The 24,166-nt window shown below is 58.5% G+C and carries 19 protein-coding genes; 5 read left to right on the top strand and 14 right to left on the bottom strand.

All coding sequences use genetic code 11. The features are described 5' to 3' along the window. Positions 1–158: 158 nt before the first annotated feature. The 4 genes from polB to araB form a co-directional block, all read right to left on the bottom strand. On the bottom strand, positions 159–2,516 hold the full coding sequence (gene polB / locus ACQUTI_RS16330) for a DNA polymerase II (RefSeq protein ID WP_053810770.1): 2,358 nt from the start codon (positions 2,514–2,516) through the stop codon (positions 159–161). 175 nt (positions 2,517–2,691) lie between these two features. Further along, a complete protein-coding gene (araD, locus tag ACQUTI_RS16325) occupies positions 2,692–3,387 on the bottom strand; it encodes an L-ribulose-5-phosphate 4-epimerase (protein WP_049004281.1) in 696 nt (231 codons plus the stop codon). A gap of 136 nt (positions 3,388–3,523) precedes the next feature. Continuing rightward, complete coding sequence (gene araA / locus ACQUTI_RS16320; RefSeq protein ID WP_004204297.1) at positions 3,524–5,026, bottom strand: L-arabinose isomerase; 1,503 nt, start codon at positions 5,024–5,026, stop codon at positions 3,524–3,526. A 10-nt stretch (positions 5,027–5,036) separates the two neighbouring features. Continuing rightward, positions 5,037–6,746 carry a ribulokinase gene (gene araB, locus ACQUTI_RS16315; protein WP_064183584.1) on the bottom strand — a complete coding sequence of 570 codons (1,710 nt, stop codon included), beginning with the start codon at positions 6,744–6,746 and terminating at the stop codon, positions 5,037–5,039. Between the two features lie 337 nt (positions 6,747–7,083). Between araB and araC the strand changes: the two genes are divergently transcribed. Both araC and ACQUTI_RS16305 read left to right on the top strand, forming a co-directional pair. Then, positions 7,084–7,929 (top strand): arabinose operon transcriptional regulator AraC, encoded by an 846-nt coding sequence (araC, locus tag ACQUTI_RS16310; RefSeq protein ID WP_004204301.1) that lies wholly within the window; start codon positions 7,084–7,086, stop codon positions 7,927–7,929. 128 nt (positions 7,930–8,057) lie between these two features. After that, complete coding sequence (locus ACQUTI_RS16305) at positions 8,058–8,825, top strand: DedA family protein (protein ID WP_087833114.1); 768 nt, start codon at positions 8,058–8,060, stop codon at positions 8,823–8,825. On the opposite strand, the gene thiQ is transcribed toward ACQUTI_RS16305, so the two are convergent. From thiQ to sgrR, 4 genes are all read right to left on the bottom strand, one after another. Beyond that, positions 8,812–9,513: a thiamine ABC transporter ATP-binding protein ThiQ gene (gene thiQ, locus ACQUTI_RS16300; protein ID WP_017901198.1), complete on the bottom strand. Its 702-nt coding sequence runs from the start codon at positions 9,511–9,513 to the stop codon at positions 8,812–8,814. The genes ACQUTI_RS16305 and thiQ overlap by 14 nt on opposite strands. Further along, positions 9,497–11,107 (bottom strand): thiamine/thiamine pyrophosphate ABC transporter permease ThiP, encoded by a 1,611-nt coding sequence (gene thiP / locus ACQUTI_RS16295; protein ID WP_004204304.1) that lies wholly within the window; start codon positions 11,105–11,107, stop codon positions 9,497–9,499. Before thiP ends, thiQ begins: the two co-directional genes overlap by 17 nt. Next, positions 11,083–12,066 (bottom strand): thiamine ABC transporter substrate binding subunit, encoded by a 984-nt coding sequence (thiB, locus tag ACQUTI_RS16290; RefSeq protein WP_004204306.1) that lies wholly within the window; start codon positions 12,064–12,066, stop codon positions 11,083–11,085. The genes thiP and thiB overlap by 25 nt, the downstream gene beginning before the upstream one ends. Before the next feature lie 288 nt (positions 12,067–12,354). Next, the gene (gene sgrR, locus ACQUTI_RS16285; protein ID WP_004204307.1) at positions 12,355–14,010 is read right to left on the bottom strand and encodes an HTH-type transcriptional regulator SgrR; all 1,656 of its coding nucleotides are present in this window, start codon (positions 14,008–14,010) and stop codon (positions 12,355–12,357) included. 87 nt (positions 14,011–14,097) lie between these two features. Here sgrR and sgrT point away from each other — a divergent pair, with 87 nt between their 5' ends. Further along, positions 14,098–14,250, top strand: coding sequence for a glucose uptake inhibitor SgrT (sgrT, locus tag ACQUTI_RS16280; protein ID WP_004204309.1), 153 nt, complete (start codon positions 14,098–14,100; stop codon positions 14,248–14,250). A 287-nt stretch (positions 14,251–14,537) separates the two neighbouring features. Beyond that, entirely contained in the window at positions 14,538–15,722 is a 1,185-nt protein-coding gene (locus ACQUTI_RS16275; protein ID WP_004204311.1) for a sugar efflux transporter, read from the top strand. A gap of 44 nt (positions 15,723–15,766) precedes the next feature. On the opposite strand, the gene ACQUTI_RS16270 is transcribed toward ACQUTI_RS16275, so the two are convergent. Further along, positions 15,767–17,077, bottom strand: coding sequence for an MFS transporter (locus ACQUTI_RS16270; RefSeq protein ID WP_004204313.1), 1,311 nt, complete (start codon positions 17,075–17,077; stop codon positions 15,767–15,769). 231 nt (positions 17,078–17,308) lie between these two features. Here ACQUTI_RS16270 and ACQUTI_RS16265 point away from each other — a divergent pair, with 231 nt between their 5' ends. Then, positions 17,309–18,205 carry a LysR family transcriptional regulator gene (locus ACQUTI_RS16265; protein ID WP_428923320.1) on the top strand — a complete coding sequence of 299 codons (897 nt, stop codon included), beginning with the start codon at positions 17,309–17,311 and terminating at the stop codon, positions 18,203–18,205. A 37-nt stretch (positions 18,206–18,242) separates the two neighbouring features. On the opposite strand, the gene aroD is transcribed toward ACQUTI_RS16265, so the two are convergent. From aroD to leuD, 5 genes are all read right to left on the bottom strand, one after another. Next, entirely contained in the window at positions 18,243–18,998 is a 756-nt protein-coding gene (gene aroD, locus ACQUTI_RS16260; protein WP_004204316.1) for a type I 3-dehydroquinate dehydratase, read from the bottom strand. A 30-nt stretch (positions 18,999–19,028) separates the two neighbouring features. Beyond that, positions 19,029–20,243, bottom strand: a complete 1,215-nt coding sequence (locus tag ACQUTI_RS16255) for an MFS transporter (RefSeq protein ID WP_043522250.1) — start codon at positions 20,241–20,243, stop codon at positions 19,029–19,031. Positions 20,244–20,253: 10 nt separating this feature from the next. After that, positions 20,254–21,117 (bottom strand): shikimate dehydrogenase, encoded by an 864-nt coding sequence (locus ACQUTI_RS16250; RefSeq protein WP_017901194.1) that lies wholly within the window; start codon positions 21,115–21,117, stop codon positions 20,254–20,256. Between the two features lie 11 nt (positions 21,118–21,128). Next, entirely contained in the window at positions 21,129–23,162 is a 2,034-nt protein-coding gene (locus ACQUTI_RS16245) for an FAD-dependent oxidoreductase (RefSeq protein ID WP_004204320.1), read from the bottom strand. Positions 23,163–23,559: 397 nt separating this feature from the next. After that, a complete protein-coding gene (gene leuD / locus ACQUTI_RS16240; protein WP_004204321.1) occupies positions 23,560–24,165 on the bottom strand; it encodes a 3-isopropylmalate dehydratase small subunit in 606 nt (201 codons plus the stop codon). Position 24,166: the final 1 nt, after the last annotated feature.

Here is a 24,166-nt window from a genome sequence, read left to right as displayed (position 1 = left end):
CAGGCAATAGTTGATCATCTCCATGTACAACCGGAGATGCGTCAAAATTGGGGCCAGGAATGGAAAGGGCGCTATATTACTGGATGGCAGAACGTTCGTCACGTCCTCCTCACGGTTCATTTTCAGGCTTCTGCGCCCGCGGAATGGGTGAGAAAAAATCAAAATAGCCCCAGCTGTCCTGTCACTATTGTAGCAAAGTCGTCGTTGACGAAGGGCAGGATCCCTTCCGCCACCGGCTGCAGCTGCTTTGACAAATAGTGGTCGTAATCGAGTGGCGACTGCTGATAATCCACCGGTTCCGGACCGCCGGTGGTCCAGACGTATTTGATGGTGCCGCGTTGCTGATACTGCTGCGCCCGACCCCGCTTCAGGTTGTGCTCATCGGCAAGCCTCGCGGCGCGCACATGCGGCGGCACGTTGCGCTGATACTCCGCCAGCGGCCGACGCAGGCGTTTGCGATAAACCAGCTGCTCATCGAGCTCGCCGTTCATCAGCCTGGCGATAGTCTCCCGCACATAATCCTGATAGGGCTGGTTGCGAAAGATGCGCAGGTACAGCTCCTGCTGAAACTGCTGGGCCAGCGGCGTCCAGTCGGTGCGCACTGTTTCCAGACCCTTGAAAACCATGCGCTGGCCGTCGCCCTCCTGAATCATTCCGGCGTAACGCTTCTTGCTGCCGGTATCGGCGCCGCGGATCGTCGGCATCAAAAAGCGGCAGAAGTGGGTTTCGTATTCCAGCTCCAGGGCGCTGGTTAGCTGGAGTTTGCCAAGCTCCTGCGCCCACCAGGCGTTGACGTCGTTCACCAGCGTCCGGCCGATCTCCGCCGCCTGCGCTTCGCTGTGCGGGCGCTTAAGCCAGACGAAGGTGGAGTCGGTATCGCCGTAGATGACGTCATAACCATTGGCTTCAATTAACGCTTTAGTCTGACGCATGATCGCGTGGCCGCGCATGGTGATCGACGAGGCGAGACGTGGGTCGAAGAAGCGGCAGGCGCTGGTGCCCAGCACGCCGTAAAAAGCGTTCATGATGATCTTCAGCGCCTGGGAGAGCGGCTTATTGTGCTGGCGCTTGGCTTCATCGCGGCCGTGCCAGATCTGGCTGACAATCCCCGGCAGGCAGTGCTTGTCTCGCGAGAAGCGGGCGCCGAGGAAGCCCTCAACGCTGTGCTGGTCATCGGGCTGCGCCAGGCCCTCCACCAGGCCGACCGGATCGATTAAAAAGGTGCGAATGATCGACGGATACAGGCTCTTGTAGTCCAGCACCAGCACCGAGTCATACAGGCCGGGGCGGGAGTCCATCACATAGCCGCCGGGGCTCGCCTGGGGCGGCACGTCGCCGAGGTTCGGCGCCACGTAGCCCAGGCGGTGCATGCGCGGAAAATAGAGGTGACTGAAGGCGGCGACCGAGCCGCCGTGGCGATCGGCGGGCAGGCCGTTGACCGTCGCCCGCTCGAGCAGAAATGGCATGATCTCCGTTTTGTGGAAGATCCGCGTCACCAGCTCGCAGTCCTGTAGGTTATAGATGGCCAGCGCCGGTTTATCTTCATGGAAGCGGCGATCGATCTCGTCCATCCGATCCCATGGGTTGTCGATGGCTTTGCCTTCGCCCAGCAGCTCGCGGGCCACCGCCTCCAGCGAAAAGGAGGAGAAATTCCAGAACGCCGATTTCAGCGCGTCGATGCCGTCAATAATCAGCCGGCCGTGGGCCTGGGCGAAGAAGACGCCGTTCTTAAAACCGTGCTCGCGCCACTCCAGCTCGCTGTTGCCGCGGCCGAGCCTTAGCGGGATGCGGTAGCGTTCGGCATGCTTTTGCAGGACGCGCAGATCGAACTGCACCACGTTCCAGCCGATCAGCACGTCGGGGTCGTGATCGGCAAACCAGGCGTTGAGTTTTTCCAGCAGCAGGGGGCGACTGGCGACGTAGACCAGATCGAAATCGACGTCTGGCGGCGTTTCCGGTTCGGGGCCCAGCATGTAGACCACCCGCTGACCGCAGCCTTGCAGGCCGATGCAGTACAGCTCGCCGTGGCGGCTGGTTTCGATATCCAGCGACACCCATTTCAGCGGCGGGCGATAGTCAGGATTAGGTTTCATGCGCGCGTTAACCAGCTGTGGGCCGCGCGTTTCGCCTTCCACCCACACCGGGGCGGTAATAAAGCGCTCCATCAGGTAGCGCTCCGGCGGACGGATATCGCCCTCATAGAGGGTGACGCCGCTGTCGCGGAGCATCTTCTCCAGACGCATCAGTTGACGATGGGCGCGGCAGTAGAGGCCGACAACCGGCTGGCGGTGGAAATCTTTCAGGGCCAGCGGGGCGAAGCGGAAGCCTTTCTCACCCTGCAACAGTCGCTCAGCCTGCGCCCGCTGCGCTTCGGGGATAAAGGCGACGGACTCCTGCGGCGGCAGCGTGACCTGCAGCGGGCCGTCGTCGGTGGCCAGCCAGAAGGAAAGCTCGGTGCCTTGCGGAGTGTCCCGCCAGTGACGGGTGAGTAGAAAACCTGCTCGTGGCTGGGTCACGGGTGCTCTCGATGATAAAAAACCAGGCCTGATTATAGCCTGGTTTCTCAATGGGTGCTGGGATTTTATACAGGTATTCGGCGCTGAGGTGGCCCCGGATTTCGGCTTGCGCCTTATCCGGTCTGCCAGACGGTGCAGAGCCGGAGCCCTGCTAAACGCAGCGCGAGCAGGGTGATTATTGGCCGTAGTAGGCTTTGGCCCCATGCTTACGCAGATAGTGTTTATCCAGCAGCGTCTGCTGCATATCCGGCAGCTGCGGCGCCAGCTGGCGGCAGAAGATGCCCATATAGGCGATCTCTTCCAGCACGATGGCGTTATGCACCGCGTCTTCGGCGTTTTTACCCCACGCGAACGGGCCGTGGGAATGCACCAGCACGCCGGGCATCTGCGCCGGGTCGATCTCGCGCTGGCGGAAGGTTTCGACAATCACCTTGCCGGTTTCCCATTCGTATTCGCCGTTGATCTCCGCATCGGTCATCAGCCGGGTGCAGGGCACCGGACCATAGAAATAGTCGGCGTGGGTGGTGCCGGTCGCCGGAATAGCTTGACCGGCCTGCGCCCAGATGGTGGCGTGGCGCGAATGGGTATGCACAATGCCGCCCAGCGTCGGGAAGGCCTGATACAGCAGGCGATGGGTCGGGGTATCCGACGAGGGTTTCTTCTTACCCTCCACCACTTCGCCGCTCTCCAGACTGACCACCACCATATCGTCGGCGGTCATCACGCGGTAATCCACGCCGGAGGGTTTGATAACCAGAACGCCCTGGTCGCGGTCGACGGCGCTGACGTTGCCCCAGGTTAAGGTCACCAGATTATGCTGCGGCAGCGCTAAGTTGGCTTCCAGCACCTGGCTTTTAAGATCTTCTAACATAGTGTGCTCCGAATAGCAGGCGAGTCGGGTATCCCTCACCCCGACCCTCTCCTGGCGGGAGAGGGAGAAAGGCGGCATCGCGCCAGGCCGGTACCCTCTCCCCGGCGGGGAGAGGGGAGGGTGAGGGGGCGACCTCTTAGCGTTTTGAACCGTAATAGACTTCATTCCAGCGCAGCGCGTCTTTGAAGGCCGGCAGACGGGTGTCGTTGTCGATGACCGTCAGCTCGATATCATTCAGTTCGGCGAACTGGCGCATATCGTCGAGGTTCAGCGCATGGCTGAAGACGGTATGGTGCGCGCCGCCGGCGATGATCCAGGCTTCCGAAGCGGTACGCAGATCCGGCTGCGCTTTCCACAGGGCGTTGGCCACAGGCAGCTTCGGCAGGTCGTGCGGGGTCGGGACGGTTTCGATGGTATTGACCAGCAGACGGAAGCGGTCTCCCAGGTCGATCAGGCTGGCGACAATCGCCGGGCCGGTCTGAGTATTGAAGATCAGGCGCGCCGGATCCGCTTTGCCGCCGATGCCCAGCGGCTGGACGTCGAGGATCGGTTTCTCGGCGGTGGCGATCGTCGGGCACACTTCCAGCATGTGCGAGCCGAGCACCAGATCGTTGCCGTTGTCGAAGTGGTAGGTGTAATCCTCCATAAAGGAGGTGCCGCCCTGCAGACCAGTTGACATCACCTTCATGATGCGAAGCAGAGCGGCGGTTTTCCAGTCGCCCTCGCCGGCAAAGCCGTAGCCCTGCTGCATCAGGCGCTGTACGGCGAGCCCCGGGAGCTGTTTCAGGCCGTGGAGATCTTCAAAGGTGGTGGTAAAGGCGTGGAAACCGCCCTGTTCGAGGAAGCGTTTCATCCCCAGCTCAATGCGCGCGGCGTCCAGCACGTTCTGACGCTTGTCGCCGTGAACCTGCGCCGCCGGGGTCAGACGATAGCTGCTCTCGTATTCATCGACCAGGGCGCTGATATCGCCGTCGCTGACGCTGTTGACCACTTGCACCAGATCGCCGACCGCCCAGGTGTTCACCGAGAAGCCAAACTTGATCTGCGCCGCGACTTTATCGCCGTCGGTCACCGCCACTTCGCGCATGTTATCGCCGAAACGGCACACTTTAAGATGACGGGTATCCTGTCTGGAGACCGCCTGGCGCATCCAGCCGCCGATGCGCTGGTGGGCCTCTTTATCCTGCCAGTGGCCGGTCACCACGCTGTGCTGCTGGCGCATACGGGCGCCGATGAAGCCGAACTCGCGGCCGCCGTGCGCGGTCTGGTTCAGGTTCATAAAGTCCATATCGATGCTGTCCCAGGGCAGCGCGGCATTGTACTGCGTATGGAACTGTAGCAGCGGCTTGTTGAGAATGGTCAGGCCGTTGATCCACATTTTTGCCGGCGAGAAGGTGTGCAGCCAGACCACTAACCCGGCGCATTTGTCATCGTAGTTAGCGTCGCGGCAGATGTGGGTGATCTCGTCCGGGGTGGTGCCCAGCGGCTTAAGGACCAGTTTGCACGGCAGTTTGGCTTCCGCATTCAGGCTGTTCACCACATGTTCGGCATGCTTCGTCACCTGGCGCAGGGCTTCCGGGCCGTACAGATGTTGGCTGCCAATAACGAACCATATTTCATAGTTATCAAAAATCGTCATTTTCGTATCCTTAATGGGTGAGCGCTGCCTGAGATTGCGGGGCTTTTTCCGCCTTTGCAGCCGAAGGGAGATAGTGTTGTTCGGCGCTGACCGACCACTGTTGGTAGCGCTGATAGAGTTGTTCGAAACGCTGTGCCTGCGCCGGGCGCGGCTGCAGGGTGGTTTCCACCTGGCTTGCCATCCGCTGCTGGGCGGCTGGAATATCCTCATAGACGCCGGCGGCGACGGCGGCGAAGATAGCCGCCCCCAGCGCGCAGCACTGATCGGAGGCGACAATCTGCAGCGGACGGTTCAGCACGTCGCAGCAGGCCTGCATGATGACCTGGTTTTTCCGCGCGATACCGCCAAGCGCCATGACGTTGTTAACCGGGATCCCCTGCTCGGTGAAGCACTCCATAATGGCGCGGGCGCCGAAGGCGGTGGCGGCGATCAGACCGCCGAACAGCGCCGGCGCGTCGGTGGCCAGGTTAAGGTCGGTGATCACCCCTTTCAGGCGCTGGTTGGCGTTCGGCGTGCGGCGGCCGTTGAACCAGTCAAGCACCACCGGCAGATGCTCCAGCGATGGATTGTTGGCCCAGGCTTCGGTGAGCGCCGGCAGTAACTGTTTTTGGCTGGCTTTGATTTGCTCCCGCAACGCTGGCTGCTGCTGGGCTAGCTGCTCCAGCGGCCAGCCGAGAATGCGACCGAACCAGGCGTAAATATCGCCGAAGGCGGACTGGCCTGCCTCCATACCGATAAAGTGCGGCACCACGCTGCCGTCGACCTGGCCGCAGATGCCTTTGACCGTGCGGTCGCCGACGCTCTCTTTATCGGCAATCAGAATGTCGCAGGTGGAGGTGCCGATGACTTTCACCAGCGCGTTAGGCTGTGCGCCGGCGCCCACGGCGCCCATATGGCAGTCGAAGGCGCCGCCGGAGATGGCCACGGTCTGCGACAGGCCCAGGCGCTGGGCCCACTCTGCGCTCAGCGTGCCGACCGGCACATCGGCCGTCCAGGTCTCGGTGAACAGCGGCCAGGCCAGATGCTGGTTAATGATGGGATCAAGCTCATCGAAGAAGCTGGCCGGCGGCAGACCGCCCCAGCTCTCATGCCACAGGGATTTATGCCCGGCGCTGCAGCGGCCGCGGCGCAGATCCTGCGGACGGGTGGTGCCGGAGAGCAGGGCGGGTACCCAGTCGCAAAGCTCCACCCACGAGGCGGCTGCCTGGGCGACGGCGCTATCTTCCCGGGTGACGTGGAGGATTTTGGCCCAGAACCATTCGCTGGAGTAGATCCCGCCAATATAGCGCGAGTAATCCTCTTTGCCCGGCTGGTGGCACAGGCGGGTGATCGCCTCGGCTTCCTCGACCGCGGTGTGATCCTTCCACAGGACAAACATGGCGTTAGGGTTGTCAGCGAATTCTTCGCGCAGCGCCAGCACGTTGCCCTCGGCATCAACGGGAGCCGGGGTTGAGCCGGTGCTGTCGACGCCAATGCCCACGACGTCGGCGCGCTGTTCGGCGCTCAGGGAGGCAAGTACGCTTTTCAGCGCCGCTTCCATGGACTCGATGTAATCTCGCGGGTGGTGGCGGAACCGGTTGTTAGCGCCATCGCAATACTGTCCTTCCCGCCAGCGCGGATACCACTCCACGCTTGCCGCCAGTTCTGCGCCGGAGGCGCATTCCACCGCCAGGGCGCGGACTGAGTCACTACCAAAGTCGAGGCCAATCGCAATTGCCATCTTGTTACTCCATGCAGAAATCATTCATGCAGCAACAGTAGATATCCCCGGCAAAATCCGTCAGGCCGGATTCGCTAATCTTATGGATTATTTTGCTGTCACCTCGCAAAGTGTGACGCCGTGCAAATATTCGATGTGGACTTTCCTGTCGTATTTATAGACACTTTTGTTACCCGGCATATCACGGTGGAATGCACGCCGCTGGCGCTTTTTTCGCTTGCTGTGCGGCTTTTTAGCGAAATTCCCACTGCCGTCGCAGTCGTGACAGGGCCGAGAGCGATAAAATGATGAATATGGACAATTGGTGTCACTAATACCTTCGGGGAGAACCACGCGTATGGCCGAAACGCAAAACGATCCGCTGCTGCCGGGCTACTCTTTTAACGCTCATCTGGTCACCGGTCTGACGCCGATTGAGGCGCAGGGATACCTGGATTTTTTTATCGACCGCCCGCTGGGTATGAAAGGCTATATCCTCAACCTGACGATCCGCGGCGAGGGGGTGATCAACAACCACGGCGAGCAGTTTGTCTGCCGGCCGGGCGATATGCTGCTGTTCCCGCCGGGGGAGATCCATCACTACGGCCGCCATCCCGACGCCAGCGAGTGGTATCACCAGTGGGTCTACTTCCGCCCGCGCGCCTACTGGCACGAGTGGCTCAACTGGCCGACCATCTTCGCCCAGACCGGCTTTTTCCGTCCGGACGAGCAGTGGCAGGCGCGCTTTGGCGAGCTGTTCGGCCAGATAGTCGATGCCGGACAGGGGGCGGGGCGCTATTCCGAACTGCTGGCGATTAATCTGCTGGAACAGCTCCTGCTGCGGCGGATGGAGGCGATCAACGAATCGCTGCATCCGCCGCTGGATAACCGGGTGCGCGACGCCTGCCAGTACATCAGCGACCATCTGGCGGACAGCCATTTTGATATCGCCAGCGTCGCCCAGCACGTCTGCCTGTCGCCCTCGCGTCTGTCGCACCTGTTCCGCCAGCAGTTGGGGATCAGCGTGCTCGGCTGGCGTGAAGACCAGCGCATCAGCCAGGCCAAACTGTTGCTGAGCACCACGCGGATGCCGATCGCCACCGTCGGGCGCAACGTCGGCTTTGAAGATCAGCTCTATTTTTCCCGCGTGTTCAAAAAATGCACCGGCGCCAGCCCGAGCGAATTCCGCGCGGGATGTGAATAAAAAGTAAAGAAAGTGAAATGATGACCCGCTTAAATGTCACAGCCAGTAAACTATTAAGACAATTGTTGGCTTGACGATGGCGCGATGGCTTCGGAGAATCCGGGCTTCGTTTTTTAACCGGGTACATTATGCAAGCATTGCTCGAACACTTTATTACCCAATCCACGGTCTACTCGTTGTTAGCCGTGATGCTAGTGGCCTTTCTCGAGTCGCTGGCGCTGGTGGGGCTTATTTTACCCGGAACGGTGATGATGGCCGGCCTTGGGGCGCTGATTGGCGGCGGTGAGGTTAATTTCTGGCAGGCGTGGCTGGCGGGGATCGTGGGCTGTCTGCTGGGAGACTGGATCTCATTCTGGCTCGGCTGGCGCTTTAAAAAGCCGCTGCACCGCTGGTCGTTCATGAAGAAAAACCGCGCCCTGCTGGAAAAAACCGAGCATGCGCTGCACCAGCACAGCATGCTCACCATCCTGATTGGCCGCTTTGTCGGGCCGACGCGTCCGCTGGTGCCGATGGTCGCCGGGATGCTCGACCTGCCGGTGGCCAAATTCGTGCTCCCGAATATTATCGGCTGCCTGCTCTGGCCGCCGCTCTATTTCCTGCCGGGGATTCTCGCCGGCGCGGCGATTGATATTCCGGCCGATGAAAACAGCGCCAGCTTTCAATGGCTGCTGCTGGGGGCGGCGCTGCTGGCCTGGCTGGCGGGGTGGCTGTGCTGGCGGCTGTGGCGGAGCGCGAAAACGTCTGGCGATCGGCTGTCCCGCTGGCTGCCGCGCGGGCGTCTGCTGTGGCTGGCGCCGTGTATGGTCGCGCTGGCGGCAACGGCGTTAACATTTGTCTTCCGCCATCCGCTGATGCCGGTCTATCTGGCGATCCTGCACAAGGTTATCGCGCGCTGATCCCCATCAGATGCGAGGCGCTGCTGCGGCCGCTTAACAGCTCGGCGGTAGCGCCATCCCAGACAATGCGCCCTTCGGCGACCACAATCGAGCGCGGCGCGATGCGCGCGGCATCTTCCACGCTGTGCGAAACCATCAGCAGGGTGAGCTGCTGCTGTTCACAGACATCCGCCACCAGCGCCAGCATCTCCTGACGCAGCGCCGGGTCGAGCGCCGAGAAGGGTTCATCCAGCAGCAGCACCGGCTGCTGGCGCACCAGACAGCGGGCCAGCGCCGCGCGCTGCCGTTGACCGCCGGAGAGCGCTCCCGGCAGGCGGTCAAGCAGGGCATCAATTCCCATCTGGGCGGCAATCGCCGTGACTTTATGCTGCTGTTCGCGGCTCAGTTTCAGGCCAGGGTGGATCCCGAGGCTGATATTCTGCCGAATGGTCAGATGGTTAAACAGGTTATTCTCCTGGAACAGCATCGAGACCGGACGCTGCGCCGGCGGCGTCGCGTGATGCGTCTCGCCGTTAATCTGCAGGCTGCCGCTGGCGGGCGGCAGAAAACCGGCGATCAGATTCAGCAGGGTGCTCTTTCCGGCGCCGCTGGGGCCGAGCACCGCGATGCGCTCGCCGCGCGCGACGTCGAGAGTAAAGCGCATCGGCAGATGCTGGTACAGCCAGGTCACATCATTGAGTTTTAGCATCACGCCCCGGAAGTTTTTCAATCAGCGTAAATAATAAGAAACAGAGCAGCAGCAGAAGCAGAGCGGTGACGGCGCCGTCCTGGCTGCGGTAGGCGCCTATCTGCTGGTAGAGATAGAAAGGCAGGGTGCGGAACGCCTCGTTGCCGAACAGCGCCACCACGCCGAAGTCGCCAATCGACAGCACGCAGGCGAAGGCTAACGCCTGGGCTAGGGGGCGCCGGAGCGCGCGAAGTTCGATGACCCGCAGTCGCGTCAGGCCTTCGATCCCCAGCGACTGGCACAGCATATTGTAGCGGACGGCAATGTCGCGCATCGGGTTTTCCAGTACTTTAAGCGCGTAGGGGATCGCCATCAGAGCGTTGGTAAAGATGACGATGCCGTCGGCGGACTCCGGCAGGCCGATGCTGTTATTGAGCAGCAGAAAGAAGCCGGTAGCCAGCACGATGCCCGGCATGGCAAGGATCAGCATGCCGCTCAGCTCCATCGCCTGCCCAGCCAGCGGCCGCTGACGGGCGCGCAGCTCGCGACTGCTCCATAGCAGCATCATTGTCAGGGTCACGCTCAACAGCCCGGCGGCGATGGCGATGCGCAGGGAAGTCGTTAATGCCTGCCAGAGGGCGGGCTGCGCCAGCACGTCCAGCATATTGCGGTTGACCCCGTCGACGATGACCGCCAGCAGCGGCGGCAGCAGCAGCAGCAGGGCGGCGCCGATCAGCAACCCATCGCTCAGCCGGCTATGCAGGCGATCGTCAGGGTCACGCCAGCCGCGGACATGGCTGACGCCGATAGCCACCGCTTTACTGAGGCGCTGGCTGAGCAGCACCAGCCCGAGGCAGCAGAGCATCTGAATCAACGCCAGCATTGCCGCTCGCGCCGGATCGTAGTCAAAGCTCAGCGCCTGGTAGATAGCCAGCTCAATCGTGGTGGCCTTCGGGCCGCCGCCCAGCGACAGCACGGTGGCGAAGCTGGCAAAGCAGAGCATAAAAATCAGCGCGGCGACGGCGGGAATGTGCCGGCGCATCCATGGCCATTCGACGAGGCGGAAGAAGGCATAGCCGCGCATGCCAAGCTGGGCGGCAATTTGCCGCTGCTCGCCGGGAATGTTCTCCAGCGCCTGCAGCAGCAGGCGGGTGGCCATCGGCATATTGAAAAAGACGTGCGCCAACAGGATGCCCTGCAGGCCGTAAGGTGAGAAATCCCACTGCCAGCCGAAAGTGTGAAACAGCGAGGCCAGCCAGCCCTGGCGGCCATAGACGCTGAGGATGCCGAACACCGCCACCAGCACCGGCAGGATCAGGGTCATCGCGCACAGACGCAGCAGCAACGTGCGGCCGGGGAAGCGACGCCGATAAAGCGCGCGGGCGAGAAAGATAGCCGGCCCCACCGAGAGCAGCGCTGACAGCGACGCCTGCCAGAAGGAGAAGCGCACCACATGCCAGAGGTAGCTATCGCTGAAGACCGTCCGCCAGCCCGCGCCGGGGGCGCTGAACCACAGCGCCAGAAACGCCGCCAGCGCGACGGCGCAGAGCAGCGTAGCGGCGAACAGGCCCGGCAGCAGCCCGCTCAGGTTTAGCGGCTGACGGCGCGTTGCCATGCGCTAATCCAGGTCTGACGCTCGCTGGCGACCTGCTGCGGGGTAAACGTCAGCGTGGTCTGCGGTTTTACCAGGCTTGCAAAACCGGCCGGCAGCGCGACCTGGGTCACCGGATACATCCAGTTGCCGGTGGGGATGGCGTTCTGGAAGCCAGGCGAGACCATGAATTTGAGGAATTTTTCCGCCAGTTCCGGCTGCTTGCTGGCGGCGGTGCGGGCGGCAACTTCGACCTGCAGATAGTGGCCTTCGGCGAAGTTCGCCGCCGCATAGTGGTCTTTCTTCTCTTCAATCATGTGGTAGGCCGGCGAGGTGGTGTAGCTCAAGACCAGGTCGCTTTCCCCTTTCAGGAACAGACCGTAGGCTTCGCTCCAGCCCTTGGTGACGGTAACGGTTTTCGCCGCCAGCTTCTGCCAGGCCTCGGGCGCTTTATCGCCATAGACCTTTTGCATCCACAGCAGCAGCCCCAGCCCCGGGGTGCTGGTGCGCGGATCTTCATAGATGACCCGCCATTTTTGCGGGCTCTCGACCAGCTCTTTCAGGCTCTTCGGCGGGTTGGCCAGTTTGTTTTTGTCATAGACGAAGGCGAAATAGCCGTAATCGTAGGGGACAAAGGTGTCGTTATCCCAGCCGCCCGGCACGCTGACCGCGCTGGCGGGTACGTTGCTTTTGGCAAACAGTTTACTCTGCGCCGCGGCTTCCAGCAGGTTGTTATCAAGGCCAAGCACGACGTCGGCCTTGCTGTTTTTGCCTTCCATGCGCAGGCGATTCAGTAGCGAAACGCCATCTTCCAGCGCGACGAACTTCAGCTCGCAGCCGCAGTCCGCTTCAAACGCTTTTTTGACCGCCGGGCCGGGGCCCCAGTCGGCAGAGAAGGAGTCATAGGTATAGACAGTGAGGACAGGCTTCGCCAGAGCGGGCATGGCGACCAGCGCCAGCAGCGGGAGTAATTTTTTCAACACTTTGCACCTCAGAAAAAAGGGGGGGCAAAGGATTTTGAGTGAGCCTCAAATCCCTTCGCCGGCGTTATCCGGATCAGGTTCGACGGGTATTTTCTCAGCCCATACGCTTCATCCTTCAAGCCGCATCTGCGTTAGCTTCGCGCGTTCACCCCAGTCACATAGTTATCTATGCTCCAGGGGATTCACCCGCTTGCTGCCTTGATGCAACTTGAATGATATTGCGTATGTTTATTAGCACCCCGTTGAGAACGGCCTTAGTGTAATGATTTTGTCAGATGACGGAAAGGCTTACGGCTCCGGCGGCGCAAACCATGCGGATTTAAAATCGAACCAGCCGAGGGTGTTCATCCGCACGCCGCGCATACTGCGCTGGCCCTGAATCATCAGCCAGTGATGGATCAGCGGCACGATATGCTGGCTGGCCAGCAGACGCTGACTCCAGGTGGCCGGATTAAACTCTCCCGCGCGCCAGCGGCTGGCGTCTTCCTGCCAGTCGATGGGGATGCAGCGCTGAATCAGCGGGACTTCGTACAGATAGGCGAATAGCGAGAATTCGATTGGCAAGGTGAAGTTAACGCTGTTGAGCCAGATATCGCTGACTACCTCGCCGCGATGCCAGGCATCGTACTCCAGCTCCTGGATCTCCAGCTTCACCTGATGCGCGGCCAGCAGGTCGCGCATGATCCCGCCGATCACCCGGTGTTCGACGTGATCGCGGTAATAGGTGAGGGTGACCGTCTCCAGCCCCGCCGGCTTGTCGCTGGCGTGATTGCTGGCGTGATGCCAGCGCGGCAGCAGGCCGTAGGCGGGAAACCAGTTGCCCTGGTAGTGTTCGCCCGCGTGGTAGAGCAGGTTCGCGGGCTGGAACAAATAGCTTAACCAGCGGCGCACCGCCTCGTTGGCGCCCAGCGGGCTTCGCGAGTCAAACAGCAGGTAGTAGCACCCCTCTTCCAGACGACTCTCCACCGCTTTTTCGCTTTCGGTATTGCCCTGCAGCGTCAGGCCGCCGTTGGGCTCTTCGCTAATTTCCGGTAGCACCCAGACGTTCACCTCATCGATCAGCGCCCGGTAGCCAAAATAGTCCTCAAAGGCGTGGATCTTGAGCTGGTTCTGATTGTTACGCACCACGGCATACGGGCCGGTGCCGACCGGCATCGAAGAAAAGTGGTTCATGGTCTGCCACTCCTGCGGCAGCACCATCGCTGGCACCTGGCCCAGCAGCCAGGGCAGCCAGCGGTCGGGCTGGCGCAGATGAATATCCAGGGTCCAGGCGGTGGGCGACTCGATGCGTTCGATATGCGAATAGAGCGGCAGGGCATTGCTGCGCTGCAGAGAAGCGATCACATCGCTCATCTCCAGCTCACGGCCATGGTGAAAATGGATGCCTGGCCGGAGGAAAAAGCGCCAGTGGGTGGGCGTCAACTGCTGCCAGTGGTGGGCAATATCAGCTTCCAGTTCCCCATTTTCCTCATTTACCCGCGTCAGCGCGCTGAATATTTGCCGGGCGATATGGGTTTCCGAACGTCGCAGCGCGCTGCCGGGCAGTAAATTCTTCATCGGCCGGTAGTAGAGCACGCGCAGGATGTGCCGCCCCTGGCGGAAGCTGCGCCCGAGATGCGAGACCAGCATCTGACGGACGGCGGCTTTATCGCCGACCAGCTGCACCAGCTGATCGATGCGATCCTGTTCAAGCAGATCTTCGGCACGCTGCTGCTGCAGGGCGAGGCCGGTATAGAGAAAGGTCAGCCGCGAGCGTTTTCCGCGGCCAGCCTCCGCCTTCCAGGTCAGCCAGCCGCGGGACTCCATCATATTGAGCAAGGTGCGCATGTGGCGGCGCGAGCAGCTCAGCATTTCCGCCAGCTCGTTGAGGGTGGTCTCCTGCGACTTGCCGTCGCAGCACTGCCATAGACGGATGAACTGTTGTTGCAGACGGCCGGAAGACATAAAAGGGGAACTCCTGCGCAAAACTCAGCAATTTATTACTCCCCATATTAAGCCAATAATGAATCCCGATGAAGCGAGGAGGTGAATATGATGAGGTCTACCGCAAAATCGTTCTACCAGCGCTACTTTTCTGCGACGCAGGAAGCGTCCTGGCTGGCCCGCCTGATGGCAGGACGACAGCAGGAAATCCTGGGCGAACTGATGCAGTGGGGAGTGACGTCAAAGACCTCTGATCATTGACTTGCAGACATCATGTGTGACTGAGTATTGGTGTTATACTCGTCGTTTTTCAAGCTGCAGGTGCGCGCGCTTGCCCGGGTCTATCGCTGTCGATGCTCCCAGAGCCCTATGTTCTGGCCGCGTGAATCGCCCCTACGGGACTCACCCTTTCGGAGCCAGCGTAAGCGCTGCGCAAAACGGTTAACCGTTTGTCCTGCAACGTGAAATCCACAGAGTATAGAATCACCCGCCAGCAGAAAGCCTCTGCTGGCTTTTTTCGTTTACTTCGCGTGTGTTAAGGACATTTCATGCTGTGGTTGATGACGATGGGACGACGGCTAAACGGCGTCTATGCCGCCTTTATGCTGGTTGCTTTTATGATGGGCGTGGCGGGCGCATTGCAGGCGCCGACGTTGAGTTTGTTTCTCAGCCGCGAAGTGGGGGCGCAGCCGTTCTGGGTGGGCCTGTTCTACACCGTGAATGCGATAGCCGGGATCCTGGTGAGCCTGGCGCTGGCCAAGCGCTCCGATAGCCGCGGCGACCGGCGGCGGTTAATTATGTTCTGCTGTCTGATGGCGGTAGGCAATGCGCTGCTGTTTGCCTTCAACCGCCACTATCTGACGCTGATCACCTGTGGGGTGATGCTGGCATCCATCGCTAACGCCGCCATGCCTCAGCTCTTTGCCCTGGCGCGGGAATATGCCGACAGCTCGGCGCGGGAAGTGGTGATGTTCAGCTCGGTCATGCGTGCCCAGCTGTCTCTGGCGTGGGTGATTGGCCCGCCGCTGGCCTTTATGCTGGCGCTCAACTATGGCTTTACCACCATGTTCTCTATTGCGGCGGGCATCTTTGCGATCAGCCTGGCGCTGATTGCGGTCAAACTGCCCTCGGTTCCGCGCGTGGAACAGCCCTCGGAAGAGGCGGAGGCGCTGGCGCAGGCCGGCGGCTGGCAGGACAAGAATGTGCGGATGCTGTTTATCGCCTCCACCCTGATGTGGACCTGCAACACCATGTATATCATTGATATGCCGCTGTGGATCAGCAGCGATCTCGGGCTTCCCGACAGTCTGGCCGGGATCCTGATGGGCACCGCCGCCGGCCTGGAGATTCCGGCGATGATCCTCGCCGGCTACTACGTGAAGCGCTTTGGTAAACGTAAAATGATGGTAGCGGCGGTGGCGGCCGGTGTGCTGTTTTATCTGGGGCTGATCCTGTTTCATGCCCGAACGGCGCTGCTGGCCCTGCAGCTGTTCAACGCCATTTTTATCGGCATAATCGCCGGGATCGGCATGCTGTGGTTCCAGGATTTAATGCCGGGACGCGCGGGGGCGGCGACCACCCTGTTTACCAACAGTATTTCCACTGGCGTGATCCTCGCCGGCGTGATGCAGGGGGCGCTGTCGCAGAGCTATGGCCACGCCAGCGTCTACTGGACGATCGCCGCGATTTCGCTGGTGACGCTGTTTTTAACCAGCAAGGTGAAAGATATCTGACCGTCCTCTTCGCCCCGGCGTGCAATTCGCCGGGGCCGCCGTCTTTACTTCAGTTCGATTCGCTTGATGTCGCCGATGATAAAAATGTAGGCAATCACGCCGATCAGCGCCGTCAGGCCGACGTAGATCAGTGCGTAAAAGAAGTTACCCGTTGCGGAGATAATCACGCCAATTATCAGTGGGGCTATAATCGACGCCATATTAGCGCAGAAATTAAATATCCCGCCGGTCAGGCCTGCCATATTTTCCGGGGCAATATCAGAAATTAACGTCCAGCCCAGACCAACCATTCCCTGACCAAAAAATGCCACTGACATAATAATAATAACGGTGCTGTTGGCGCTCACCCAGTTCGCCGCAATAATACAGCTGGAGAGTAATAATCCGGAAATTATTGGTAACTTCCGACTGATATTGACGGAGCCGGTTCGCTTCAGCAGTCGGTCCGAGATCCAGCCGCCGAAGAGGATGCCGATGGCGGCGGCGAGAAACGGCCAGGTGGCGAAGAAGCCAACGTGCAGCCAGGGAAGATGGCGCTCGTTGGCCAGATAGCTGGGAAACCACGTCAGGAAAAACACCAGCGTGGTGTTGCCCGCAAACTGACCCAGACTGGCGCCGAGGATCTGGCGACAGCCCAGCAGGCGCCTGGCGTCACGCCAGTTAAATGGAACGTTCTGGATTTTATTGTTAATACCGTTTGCGCCGATATAATCCAGCTCCGCTTGATTAGCCGTGCGCGATTCATGGGGTTCGTGATAAAAACGCCACCACACCAAAGTAAATAAAATACCTAATCCTCCGGTGAGGAAAAAAAGCGTTCTCCAGCCGTGATGTTCGAGGATTAAAAATAACAGCGGTGAGAAGGCCGCCAGTCCTATATATTCACCAACCGTATATGTTGCCGTCGCCCGTGCGCGCTCATGCTGCGGGAACCAGGTGCTGACGATGCGGCTGTTGGCCGGGAAGCAGGGCGCTTCACTGACGCCAAGTCCCAGGCGCAGAAGCAGCAGAGATTTAAGCCCGAGGGTGAAACTTTGCAGCAGGGTAAACAGCGACCAGAAGAAAATTGACAGGGCATAGGTCAGTTTGTTGCCGAAGCGGTCTAAAAACATGCCGCCGGGGATCTGCGCCAGGGCATAGGTCCAGGCAAAGGCGGAGAAAATGATGCCCATCATCGCCGGATCGATATGAATTTCCTGGGTTAACTGTGGGGCAACGATACCGAGGATGGTGCGGTCGAGATAATTGATCATCGTTCCGACGGACAACAGCAGTAAAATAACTATCCGAACGCGGCTTCTTTTTTTCGTCCCTGATGAGGAAGTGAGGACTTCCTGAGAGTTTGACATACTCATAGCGAGTTCCTTTAAAGTTTAAAATATTTTTGCATATATTTGTATATGCAAAAATATCTCCGGGAACTATAGGTAGTATCTATGAATGGCAACGCTTTGTGGCACATTCATACGCTTCAGAAAATAATATTTGATACACCGCCGATATTTACCCGCTCATGCACATTATTGGTGGCTTGCATGGTATATTAGCATCAGTGGATTTATTCTTATATTATACGGGCAAAAATAATGAACCTAAAGCAACTTTATTATTTTAAACGTCTGTCTGAAACTGAACATTATACCGAAGCGGCCTCCAGTCTGTGCATCACCCAGCCTTCGCTAAGCCATGCGATATCAGAGCTGGAGAAGGAGTTAGGGGTCGCACTGTTCGCCAGACAGGGACGGAACGTTAAAATTACGCAAAACGGCAAGCGTTTTCTGCCGTATGTCGAAGATGCCCTGGCCTCACTGGAAAATGGCCGCACAGTTTTGCAAAAAAACGGCGCTGAAAATAAAGAAAACATTCGTATCGCCTTTATTTACACGATGGGCGAATATGTTGTTCCGCAGTTAATTAATAAATATTCTCTTTCACCTGAGTTTCACAATGTGACTTTTTCTTTTACTCAATGGACCTCGCTGACGCTGTTGCAGGAGCTGAAAGCGGGAAAAGTCGATCTGGCGATCTGCTCTTATATTGCCGATGAGCCCGATATCGATTTTATTCCGGTTATTCAGCAGGAGCTGGTGGTGGTGACCGCCAGGGATCATCCGCTGGCCCGTCTGTATGAACATGAAGTCGACCTCGTGGAGACGATTCATTATCCCTATATCTATTTTTCAGAAAATAGCGGCTTACGTCCGTTTATCGATAATGTATTTATGCAGCAAAAGCTGGTGCCGGAGATTGCCTGCTACGTGGAAGAGGATACCGCGATGGCCGGGCTGGTCAGCATTGACTACGGGATCGCGATCATGCCGCGGATCTCGGCGCTCTCCCATTACAACGTCCATATCCTGAAGATTAAAAACACCCTCCCTCCGCGCTATATCTATCTGGCGACCATGAAAGACCGGGGACTTTCCCCGGCGCTGCAGTCGTTTAAAAATGTGGTCATCCACGACAGCCAGAAGATCTGTTAGCGAATAGCCCGGAGTGGTCCTCCGGGCTAAGGGGTTATCAGGAGAGAATATCCATCACTTCACGCAGCTTATTGATGGCTATCTGTCCCGGCGCGGAAGCTTGACCCACTGTACCGAAGGTCATGGCTGAGCCAAAAAGACGCCCGGTCACCCGGCTGACGCCGCCTGATTTTCCCATCGACATGGTGATCAGCGGGCGGGTGGCATACTTCTCTTTCATGGTCAGCGTGGCGGCGAGCAGGGTCAGAACGTCCTGCGGCGATTGCGGCATCACCGCGATCTTCGGCAGATCGGCACCCAGATCCTGCATGCGGCGCAGGCGATAGATGATATCTTCCTGGGCGGGGGTTTTATGAAAATCATGGTTACTCATGATCACTTTGACGCCCGCGGCATGCGCATCGTCAACCAGCGCGCGGATCTGCGCTTCATCATTGAACAGCTCGACATCGATGACATCAACCAGTCCACTGCGCGCCGCTTCGCGGTTGAGCGCGAAGTAGGCATCGTCGCTGAGCTCGGTCTCGCCGCCTTCTTTCTTGCTGCGGAAGGTGAACAGCAACGGCAGGGCTTTCAGCGCACCACGGATTTCCGCCAGCGCGGCCATCACCTGGGCCATCTCTCTGACCTGCGTAAAGTGATCAACGCGCCATTCGATGATATCGGCGCCGGCGTCGACCAGGCCGTGGGCGTTACCCAGTATTTCATCCAGCGTTTTGCCGATCAGCGGTACACAAATTAAGGTTTCCCCTTCCTGGAAGGTGATGTTCTTTACGGTAACTGCATTTGTCATGTAGGCATCCATTATTATTCGCGTTGAACCTCAGGCGGTGACTGCGGTGCGTGATACTTTTTGCGCCGCCCGAGCCTGCAGTTGACGATAGCCGATGTACAGGGCGATCACAAAGCCGATCACGGCGATCGCAAAATCAAACCACATAATGCTGGCAATACTGATCTGCGAAAGTTTGGCGGTGATCAGCGGGATCGTGAAGCTGGCGATACTGCCGGCGGTGTAGAAGATCCCGGTTGCCTTGCCTTTCCCGTTCGGGAAGCTCATCGCCATGATCGTCGCTCCCAGCTGTAGCACTCCGCCCGCGGCGGCAAAGCCGATGACAAAGGCGAAGCCGGTAACCATCATCGGCGTCGGGAACAGGCACACCAGCAGCAGCGAGACCATCGACAGGCCAGTATAGATGATCATGGCGACGGCAGAGCTGAACACCTCTTTGACGAAGGCAGCAGTCACGAAGACGCAGACCAACGACCCAACGGTATAGATGCTGAGCAGCTTAATCGCCGAGGCATAGGGCAGCCCGACCACGAACTGGCCGTACTGCGCCAGCCACTGGCTGACCAGATAGAACGTCGCCATGCCGATATAGCCGTACAGCGTGAAGATCATCATATCCAGTTTGTTGGCCTGCGGACGGGCGAACGTTTCCGCCTGTGGCTCAGGAGATTCCTCTTTTTTCGCTGCCTGGCTGTCAGGGAATGGCATTTTAAGCAGGTAAATCCCGCTCAGTACAAAGAGCGCCGCCGCAATCACGAACGACCAGCCGAACCATAGATTCGCCCAGATCAGGAAGCTGATAATGAACGGCAGCAGGAACTGCCCGGCGGAAACGAAGGCTTTGATCAGCACGTTGGCCCGGCTGGCGGAGTGCGGGAAAGATTCCATCAGCGCCGGATAGGTGCCGGAGTCGAGGAAGCTGTTCGCCAGGCCCGCCATAATGCCGAAGACATAGGCCAGATAGATATTTTTGGTCAGCAGAATGCCGACGAAAAAGATCAGGTAGCTCAGGATCCCAAGATAGATAAAGGGCTTGCGACCGAAGCGATCCGAGAGAAATCCGGTCACGATGGTCGCTAACTTACCAATACCTAACGAGGAGATAACGATCGATACGCCGGCTTTATCTGTTCCCCACTGTTCCTGAAGATGGGCCATGTTGAGGGTGATTAACAGCACCCCCATGCCGTGGATCAGGTAGTTGAGGTACAGCCCTGCCGCGGTAGGGACGTATTTATTTTTCATCGCTTGCCCCTTAGAACAGGATGCTTTTGATGTAATCAACCGGCATCTGTTTACCCGTCCAGATTTCGAACGCGCGCGCGCCTTGCCACAGCATCATCCCGAGGCCGTTTAGCGTGCGGCAGCCTTTTTTCTCAGCCACTTCCAGCAGGTGGGTTTTGCGCGGGTTATATACGACGTCGGAGACGATCAGGTCCGGACGCAGGAAGCTGTCGTCCGGCAGCAGCATCTGGCCTTCGAACGGCTTCATGCCGACCCCGGTGGCATTGGTCAGGATCACGCTGCTGTCGATTTCGGCACGCAGTTTGTCATGATCGTCAAGATCGAACAGATGGATCTCACAGCGCGTGTTGTTGCGGATCTTGGCGACCGTTTCTTCGGCGTTGGCGAAGAATTTATCGCGACGGTTGAAGATGGAGATCGCCTTCACGCCATCCAGTGCCGCCTGGACGCAGAGTGCGGTCGCCGCGCCGCCGGCGCCGAGCACGGTCATCTTCTTGCCAATGATATCGATACCCGCTTCGCTAAGGGCGCGCATATAGCCGGTGCCGTCGGTGATATGCCCGGTCAGGACGCCGTCGTCATTGACCACGGTATTCACCGCCCCGACCAGCTGCGCCGCCGGAGACAGCTTATCGAGATACTGGCAAATCTCGGTTTTGTTCGGCATAGAGACGTTAAAGCCGCGCAGCTTCAAAGCCCGGAAGCCCTGCACAACGTCTTTCAGCTCCTGATTACCGACTTCAAAAGCCAGGTAGACGTAGTCCAGCCCGAGATGGGCGAAAGCCTCGTTGTGCATGGTGGGCGACATGCTGTGGCGAATCGGGGTGGCGATCAGACCAATCAGCTCAGTGTGTCCAGTAATACGTTCTGCCATGACAAAAATCCTCAATAAGTTAGAAAGGGAATTCGTTGTGCTTCGCGGCTACCCAGTGCACCCATGTCTTCGAGGGTGTCCAGCACGTTGCGGCCTTCGCGGATGCCGTCGATAATGCGTCGCGCCATCACGCTGTCGCCGATATTCATGATTTTGACGTTATTGGCATTGGCCCAGCGTTCGATCTCGTCGAGACCCGTCCGGTTGGCGCGCATCCCCAGACAGACAAAGCCGTAGTCGAAGGGGATATCGAAGGTGTGCTGTGTATTTTTCACCTGGAAATGGTCGGCAGCCACCGCCATCAGTTGCGTATTCATGTGCTGTTCGACCTGGTGCTCGTCGAGCATGGTCAACATGGCATTCTTGGTAATGATGTCGAGATCGCGACCGGCGGCGTCCTGCATTTCGATTAAGACCGCCTGCGCGCCGCGAGCGGTAAAGTATTCGATGACGTCGAGGCCAACGGCGCCCGCGCCGACAACGGCGATGCGTTTGCCCTCGACATGGGTAAATTTCGCCAGATTGTCGATCATGCCGGTAATGGAGAAGACTTTGCCTTCCGCGGCGTCAATATTCTCCCGCAGTCCAGCAATGGGCGGCAGCAGGGGGGTTGAGCCGGTGGCATTGACGATCAGATGTGGACGCAGGGCGGAAACCGAGGCCACGTCTGCCCGTTTGCCGACCTGCAGCATCAGGTTGTCCAGCGCGGCGATGCGGTTTTTCATAAACTGCGGGAAATCCGCGATGCGTTTTTTCTCCGGCAGACGGGCGATATCGCTGGCGAGACCGCCGACGTGATTTTTCGCCTCCAGCAGCCAGGTGTGGCAGCCGACTTCCGCCGCGGTGCAGGCGGCCTCCATCCCGGCAGTGCCGGCGCCGATGACGACCACGTTCGTTTCGCGATTAACGCGCCGCGTTTTGTAGGCATCGCCGTGAATGATGTCCGGGTTAATTGAACAGCGCAGCGGGCGCGAGCGGGCGATGCGATGGTCGGCGCAGCCGATGTTGCAGGAGATGCATTTGCGCATCACGCGCTCTTTACCGCTTTGCACCTTCTGCACCCACTCCGGCTCGGCAATCAGACCGCGACCAATGGCAATGAGATCGGCATCGCCGCTGGCGAGGATATCCTCGGCTACCTGCGGGGTACGGATATTGCCAGCGATGACCGTGGGCTTATGGAATTTATCGCGCACCGCGCGGGAGAGGTAACGCTTCCAGCCATCCTCCAGCGACATCTGGTCGATTTGCAGATTCAGGTTGTCGTTCTGCGCCGCCGAGACGTTGATGATATCGACCTTCTCCTGACAGAGCTCAAGGATGCGCAAGGAATCTTCGAGGGTATTGCCGCCTTTGAGGAAGTCGTCGGCGCTGATGCGCAGGCTGACCGGAAAACGTGGCCCGACGCAGGCGCGAACTTTATCGACAATCAGACCTAATATTCGAGTGCGGTTTTCGACGCTGCCGCCAAATTCATCGGTGCGTTTGTTAAATAACGGCGATAAAAACTGGCTAATTAAATAGGAGTGGCCGGCATGAATTTCGACGCAGTCAAAACCCGCGCGACGAACGCGCTCTGCGGCGTCCCCGAATTTTTCCACCGCGTGATAAATTTCCTCATGGGTCATTGGCCGCGGAATATTACCGTGCTTTTTCGAGGGCGTCGTCGAGGAGGAGAGCGGTGTCTGACCCTCGAGGCGGTAGGCATAAGCGGAAGCGCCAGCGTGATTTAACTGAATGGATACGCAGGCGCCGTGTTTATGCAGGGTCTCGGTTAATTTAAACAGCCGTGGAATATATTGATCGTTATCGATGCGCAGCTGGGTGGTGCCGTTGGAAGCGAAAGGGAAATCAATACAGATATTTTCGATGGTGATAAGACCGGTGCCGCCTTTGGCCCGCAGTTCGTAGTATTCCAGCTGTTCCTGCGAGACCTCGCCATTGAGCGTAGCCATATTGGTGCCCATCGGGGGCATAATAATGCGGTTTTTTAGCGTCATGCCGTTGATGGTCAACGGACTGAAAAGGTGCGGATAGTGGCTCATCTCTTCTCTCCACAGGAGGCCGGGAGGCCGCTATGCGGGGGCCCGGGCGTGTCCTTAGTTAATATTTCTCTGTGGGAAAAGATAGCGAGGGGAAAAATTGAAAAATAATGCTTTTTTTTGCTGTGAGCTATAGGGGTTCTCTATGAGATTAACGCTTCTTTCACATTGTTATATTTTTATATTAAACACTCATACCTTATTTTTACTTGCAGTGAAGGGTTAATACATAAACCGCGCAGGTCAGGGGTAAGAAAGCGAAATCATTCGTCTTTATCGCGTGGGGCAGGCCAACGTCATGGGCTGACGTTCGAAGAATTAATATTGTTTTTTGTGCGTGAGATCTCAATTTTCTGCCGCAATAAATTAAAAAGCCCGGTCAAATGACCGGGCGCGAAGCTTAATTCATAAACGCCGGCAGCTTGTGCTCATAGTCGGAAATCGCCGCTTCATGTTGCAGCGTCAGGCCGATGCTATCCAGGCCATTAAGCATGCAGTGGCGACGGAAATCGTCGATCTTAAAGCTGTAGGTTTTATCCCCCGCTTTCACCACCTGCGCTTCCAGGTCCACTTCAAACGTAATGCCCGGGTTGGCCTGCACCAGTCTGAACAGCTCGTCGACCTGCTCATCGCTCAGCGTCACCGGCAGCAGCTGGTTGTTGAAGCTGTTGCCGTAGAAAATATCGGCAAAGCTTGGGGCGATAACGACTTTAAAACCGTAATCGGTCAGCGCCCACGGCGCATGCTCGCGGGAGGAGCCGCAGCCGAAGTTTTCCCGCGCCAGCAGGATAGAGGCGCCTTTGTACTCAGGAAAGTTCAGCACGAACTCCGGGTTCGGCTGTTGACCTTTATCATCGAGGAAGCGCCAGTCGTTGAACAGGTGCGCGCCAAAGCCGGTGCGGGTCACTTTCTGCAGAAACTGCTTGGGAATAATCGCGTCGGTATCGACGTTTGCAGCATCCAGCGGAACCACCAGGCCGGTATGTTGGGTAAATTTCTCTGCCATG

The sequence above is a fragment of the Klebsiella sp. 7-CIP_Kleb. genome (assembly GCF_050378655.1).
Classification (GTDB): Bacteria; Pseudomonadota; Gammaproteobacteria; order Enterobacterales; family Enterobacteriaceae; genus Klebsiella; species Klebsiella quasipneumoniae.
Note: the sequence above shows the minus strand (reverse complement) of the source record. Positions and strands in the feature narration are given on the sequence as shown.

What these genes read in the sequence shown, in the direction of transcription:
- araD (WP_049004281.1), bottom strand. Translation starts at nt 3,387, where the DNA reads ATGTTAGAAGATCTTAAAAGCCAGGTGCTGGAAGCCAACTTAGCGCTG.
- araA (WP_004204297.1), bottom strand. Translation starts at nt 5,026, where the DNA reads ATGACGATTTTTGATAACTATGAAATATGGTTCGTTATTGGCAGCCAA.
- araB (WP_064183584.1), bottom strand. Translation starts at nt 6,746, where the DNA reads ATGGCAATTGCGATTGGCCTCGACTTTGGTAGTGACTCAGTCCGCGCC.
- araC (WP_004204301.1), top strand. Translation starts at nt 7,084, where the DNA reads ATGGCCGAAACGCAAAACGATCCGCTGCTGCCGGGCTACTCTTTTAAC.
- ACQUTI_RS16305 (WP_087833114.1), top strand. Translation starts at nt 8,058, where the DNA reads ATGCAAGCATTGCTCGAACACTTTATTACCCAATCCACGGTCTACTCG.
- thiQ (WP_017901198.1), bottom strand. Translation starts at nt 9,513, where the DNA reads ATGCTAAAACTCAATGATGTGACCTGGCTGTACCAGCATCTGCCGATG.
- thiP (WP_004204304.1), bottom strand. Translation starts at nt 11,107, where the DNA reads ATGGCAACGCGCCGTCAGCCGCTAAACCTGAGCGGGCTGCTGCCGGGC.
- sgrR (WP_004204307.1), bottom strand. Translation starts at nt 14,010, where the DNA reads ATGTCTTCCGGCCGTCTGCAACAACAGTTCATCCGTCTATGGCAGTGC.
- sgrT (WP_004204309.1), top strand. Translation starts at nt 14,098, where the DNA reads ATGATGAGGTCTACCGCAAAATCGTTCTACCAGCGCTACTTTTCTGCG.
- ACQUTI_RS16275 (WP_004204311.1), top strand. Translation starts at nt 14,538, where the DNA reads ATGCTGTGGTTGATGACGATGGGACGACGGCTAAACGGCGTCTATGCC.
- ACQUTI_RS16270 (WP_004204313.1), bottom strand. Translation starts at nt 17,077, where the DNA reads ATGAGTATGTCAAACTCTCAGGAAGTCCTCACTTCCTCATCAGGGACG.
- ACQUTI_RS16265 (WP_428923320.1), top strand. Translation starts at nt 17,309, where the DNA reads ATGAACCTAAAGCAACTTTATTATTTTAAACGTCTGTCTGAAACTGAA.
- aroD (WP_004204316.1), bottom strand. Translation starts at nt 18,998, where the DNA reads ATGACAAATGCAGTTACCGTAAAGAACATCACCTTCCAGGAAGGGGAA.
- ACQUTI_RS16255 (WP_043522250.1), bottom strand. Translation starts at nt 20,243, where the DNA reads ATGAAAAATAAATACGTCCCTACCGCGGCAGGGCTGTACCTCAACTAC.
- ACQUTI_RS16250 (WP_017901194.1), bottom strand. Translation starts at nt 21,117, where the DNA reads ATGGCAGAACGTATTACTGGACACACTGAGCTGATTGGTCTGATCGCC.
- ACQUTI_RS16245 (WP_004204320.1), bottom strand. Translation starts at nt 23,162, where the DNA reads ATGAGCCACTATCCGCACCTTTTCAGTCCGTTGACCATCAACGGCATG.
- leuD (WP_004204321.1), bottom strand. Translation starts at nt 24,165, where the DNA reads ATGGCAGAGAAATTTACCCAACATACCGGCCTGGTGGTTCCGCTGGAT.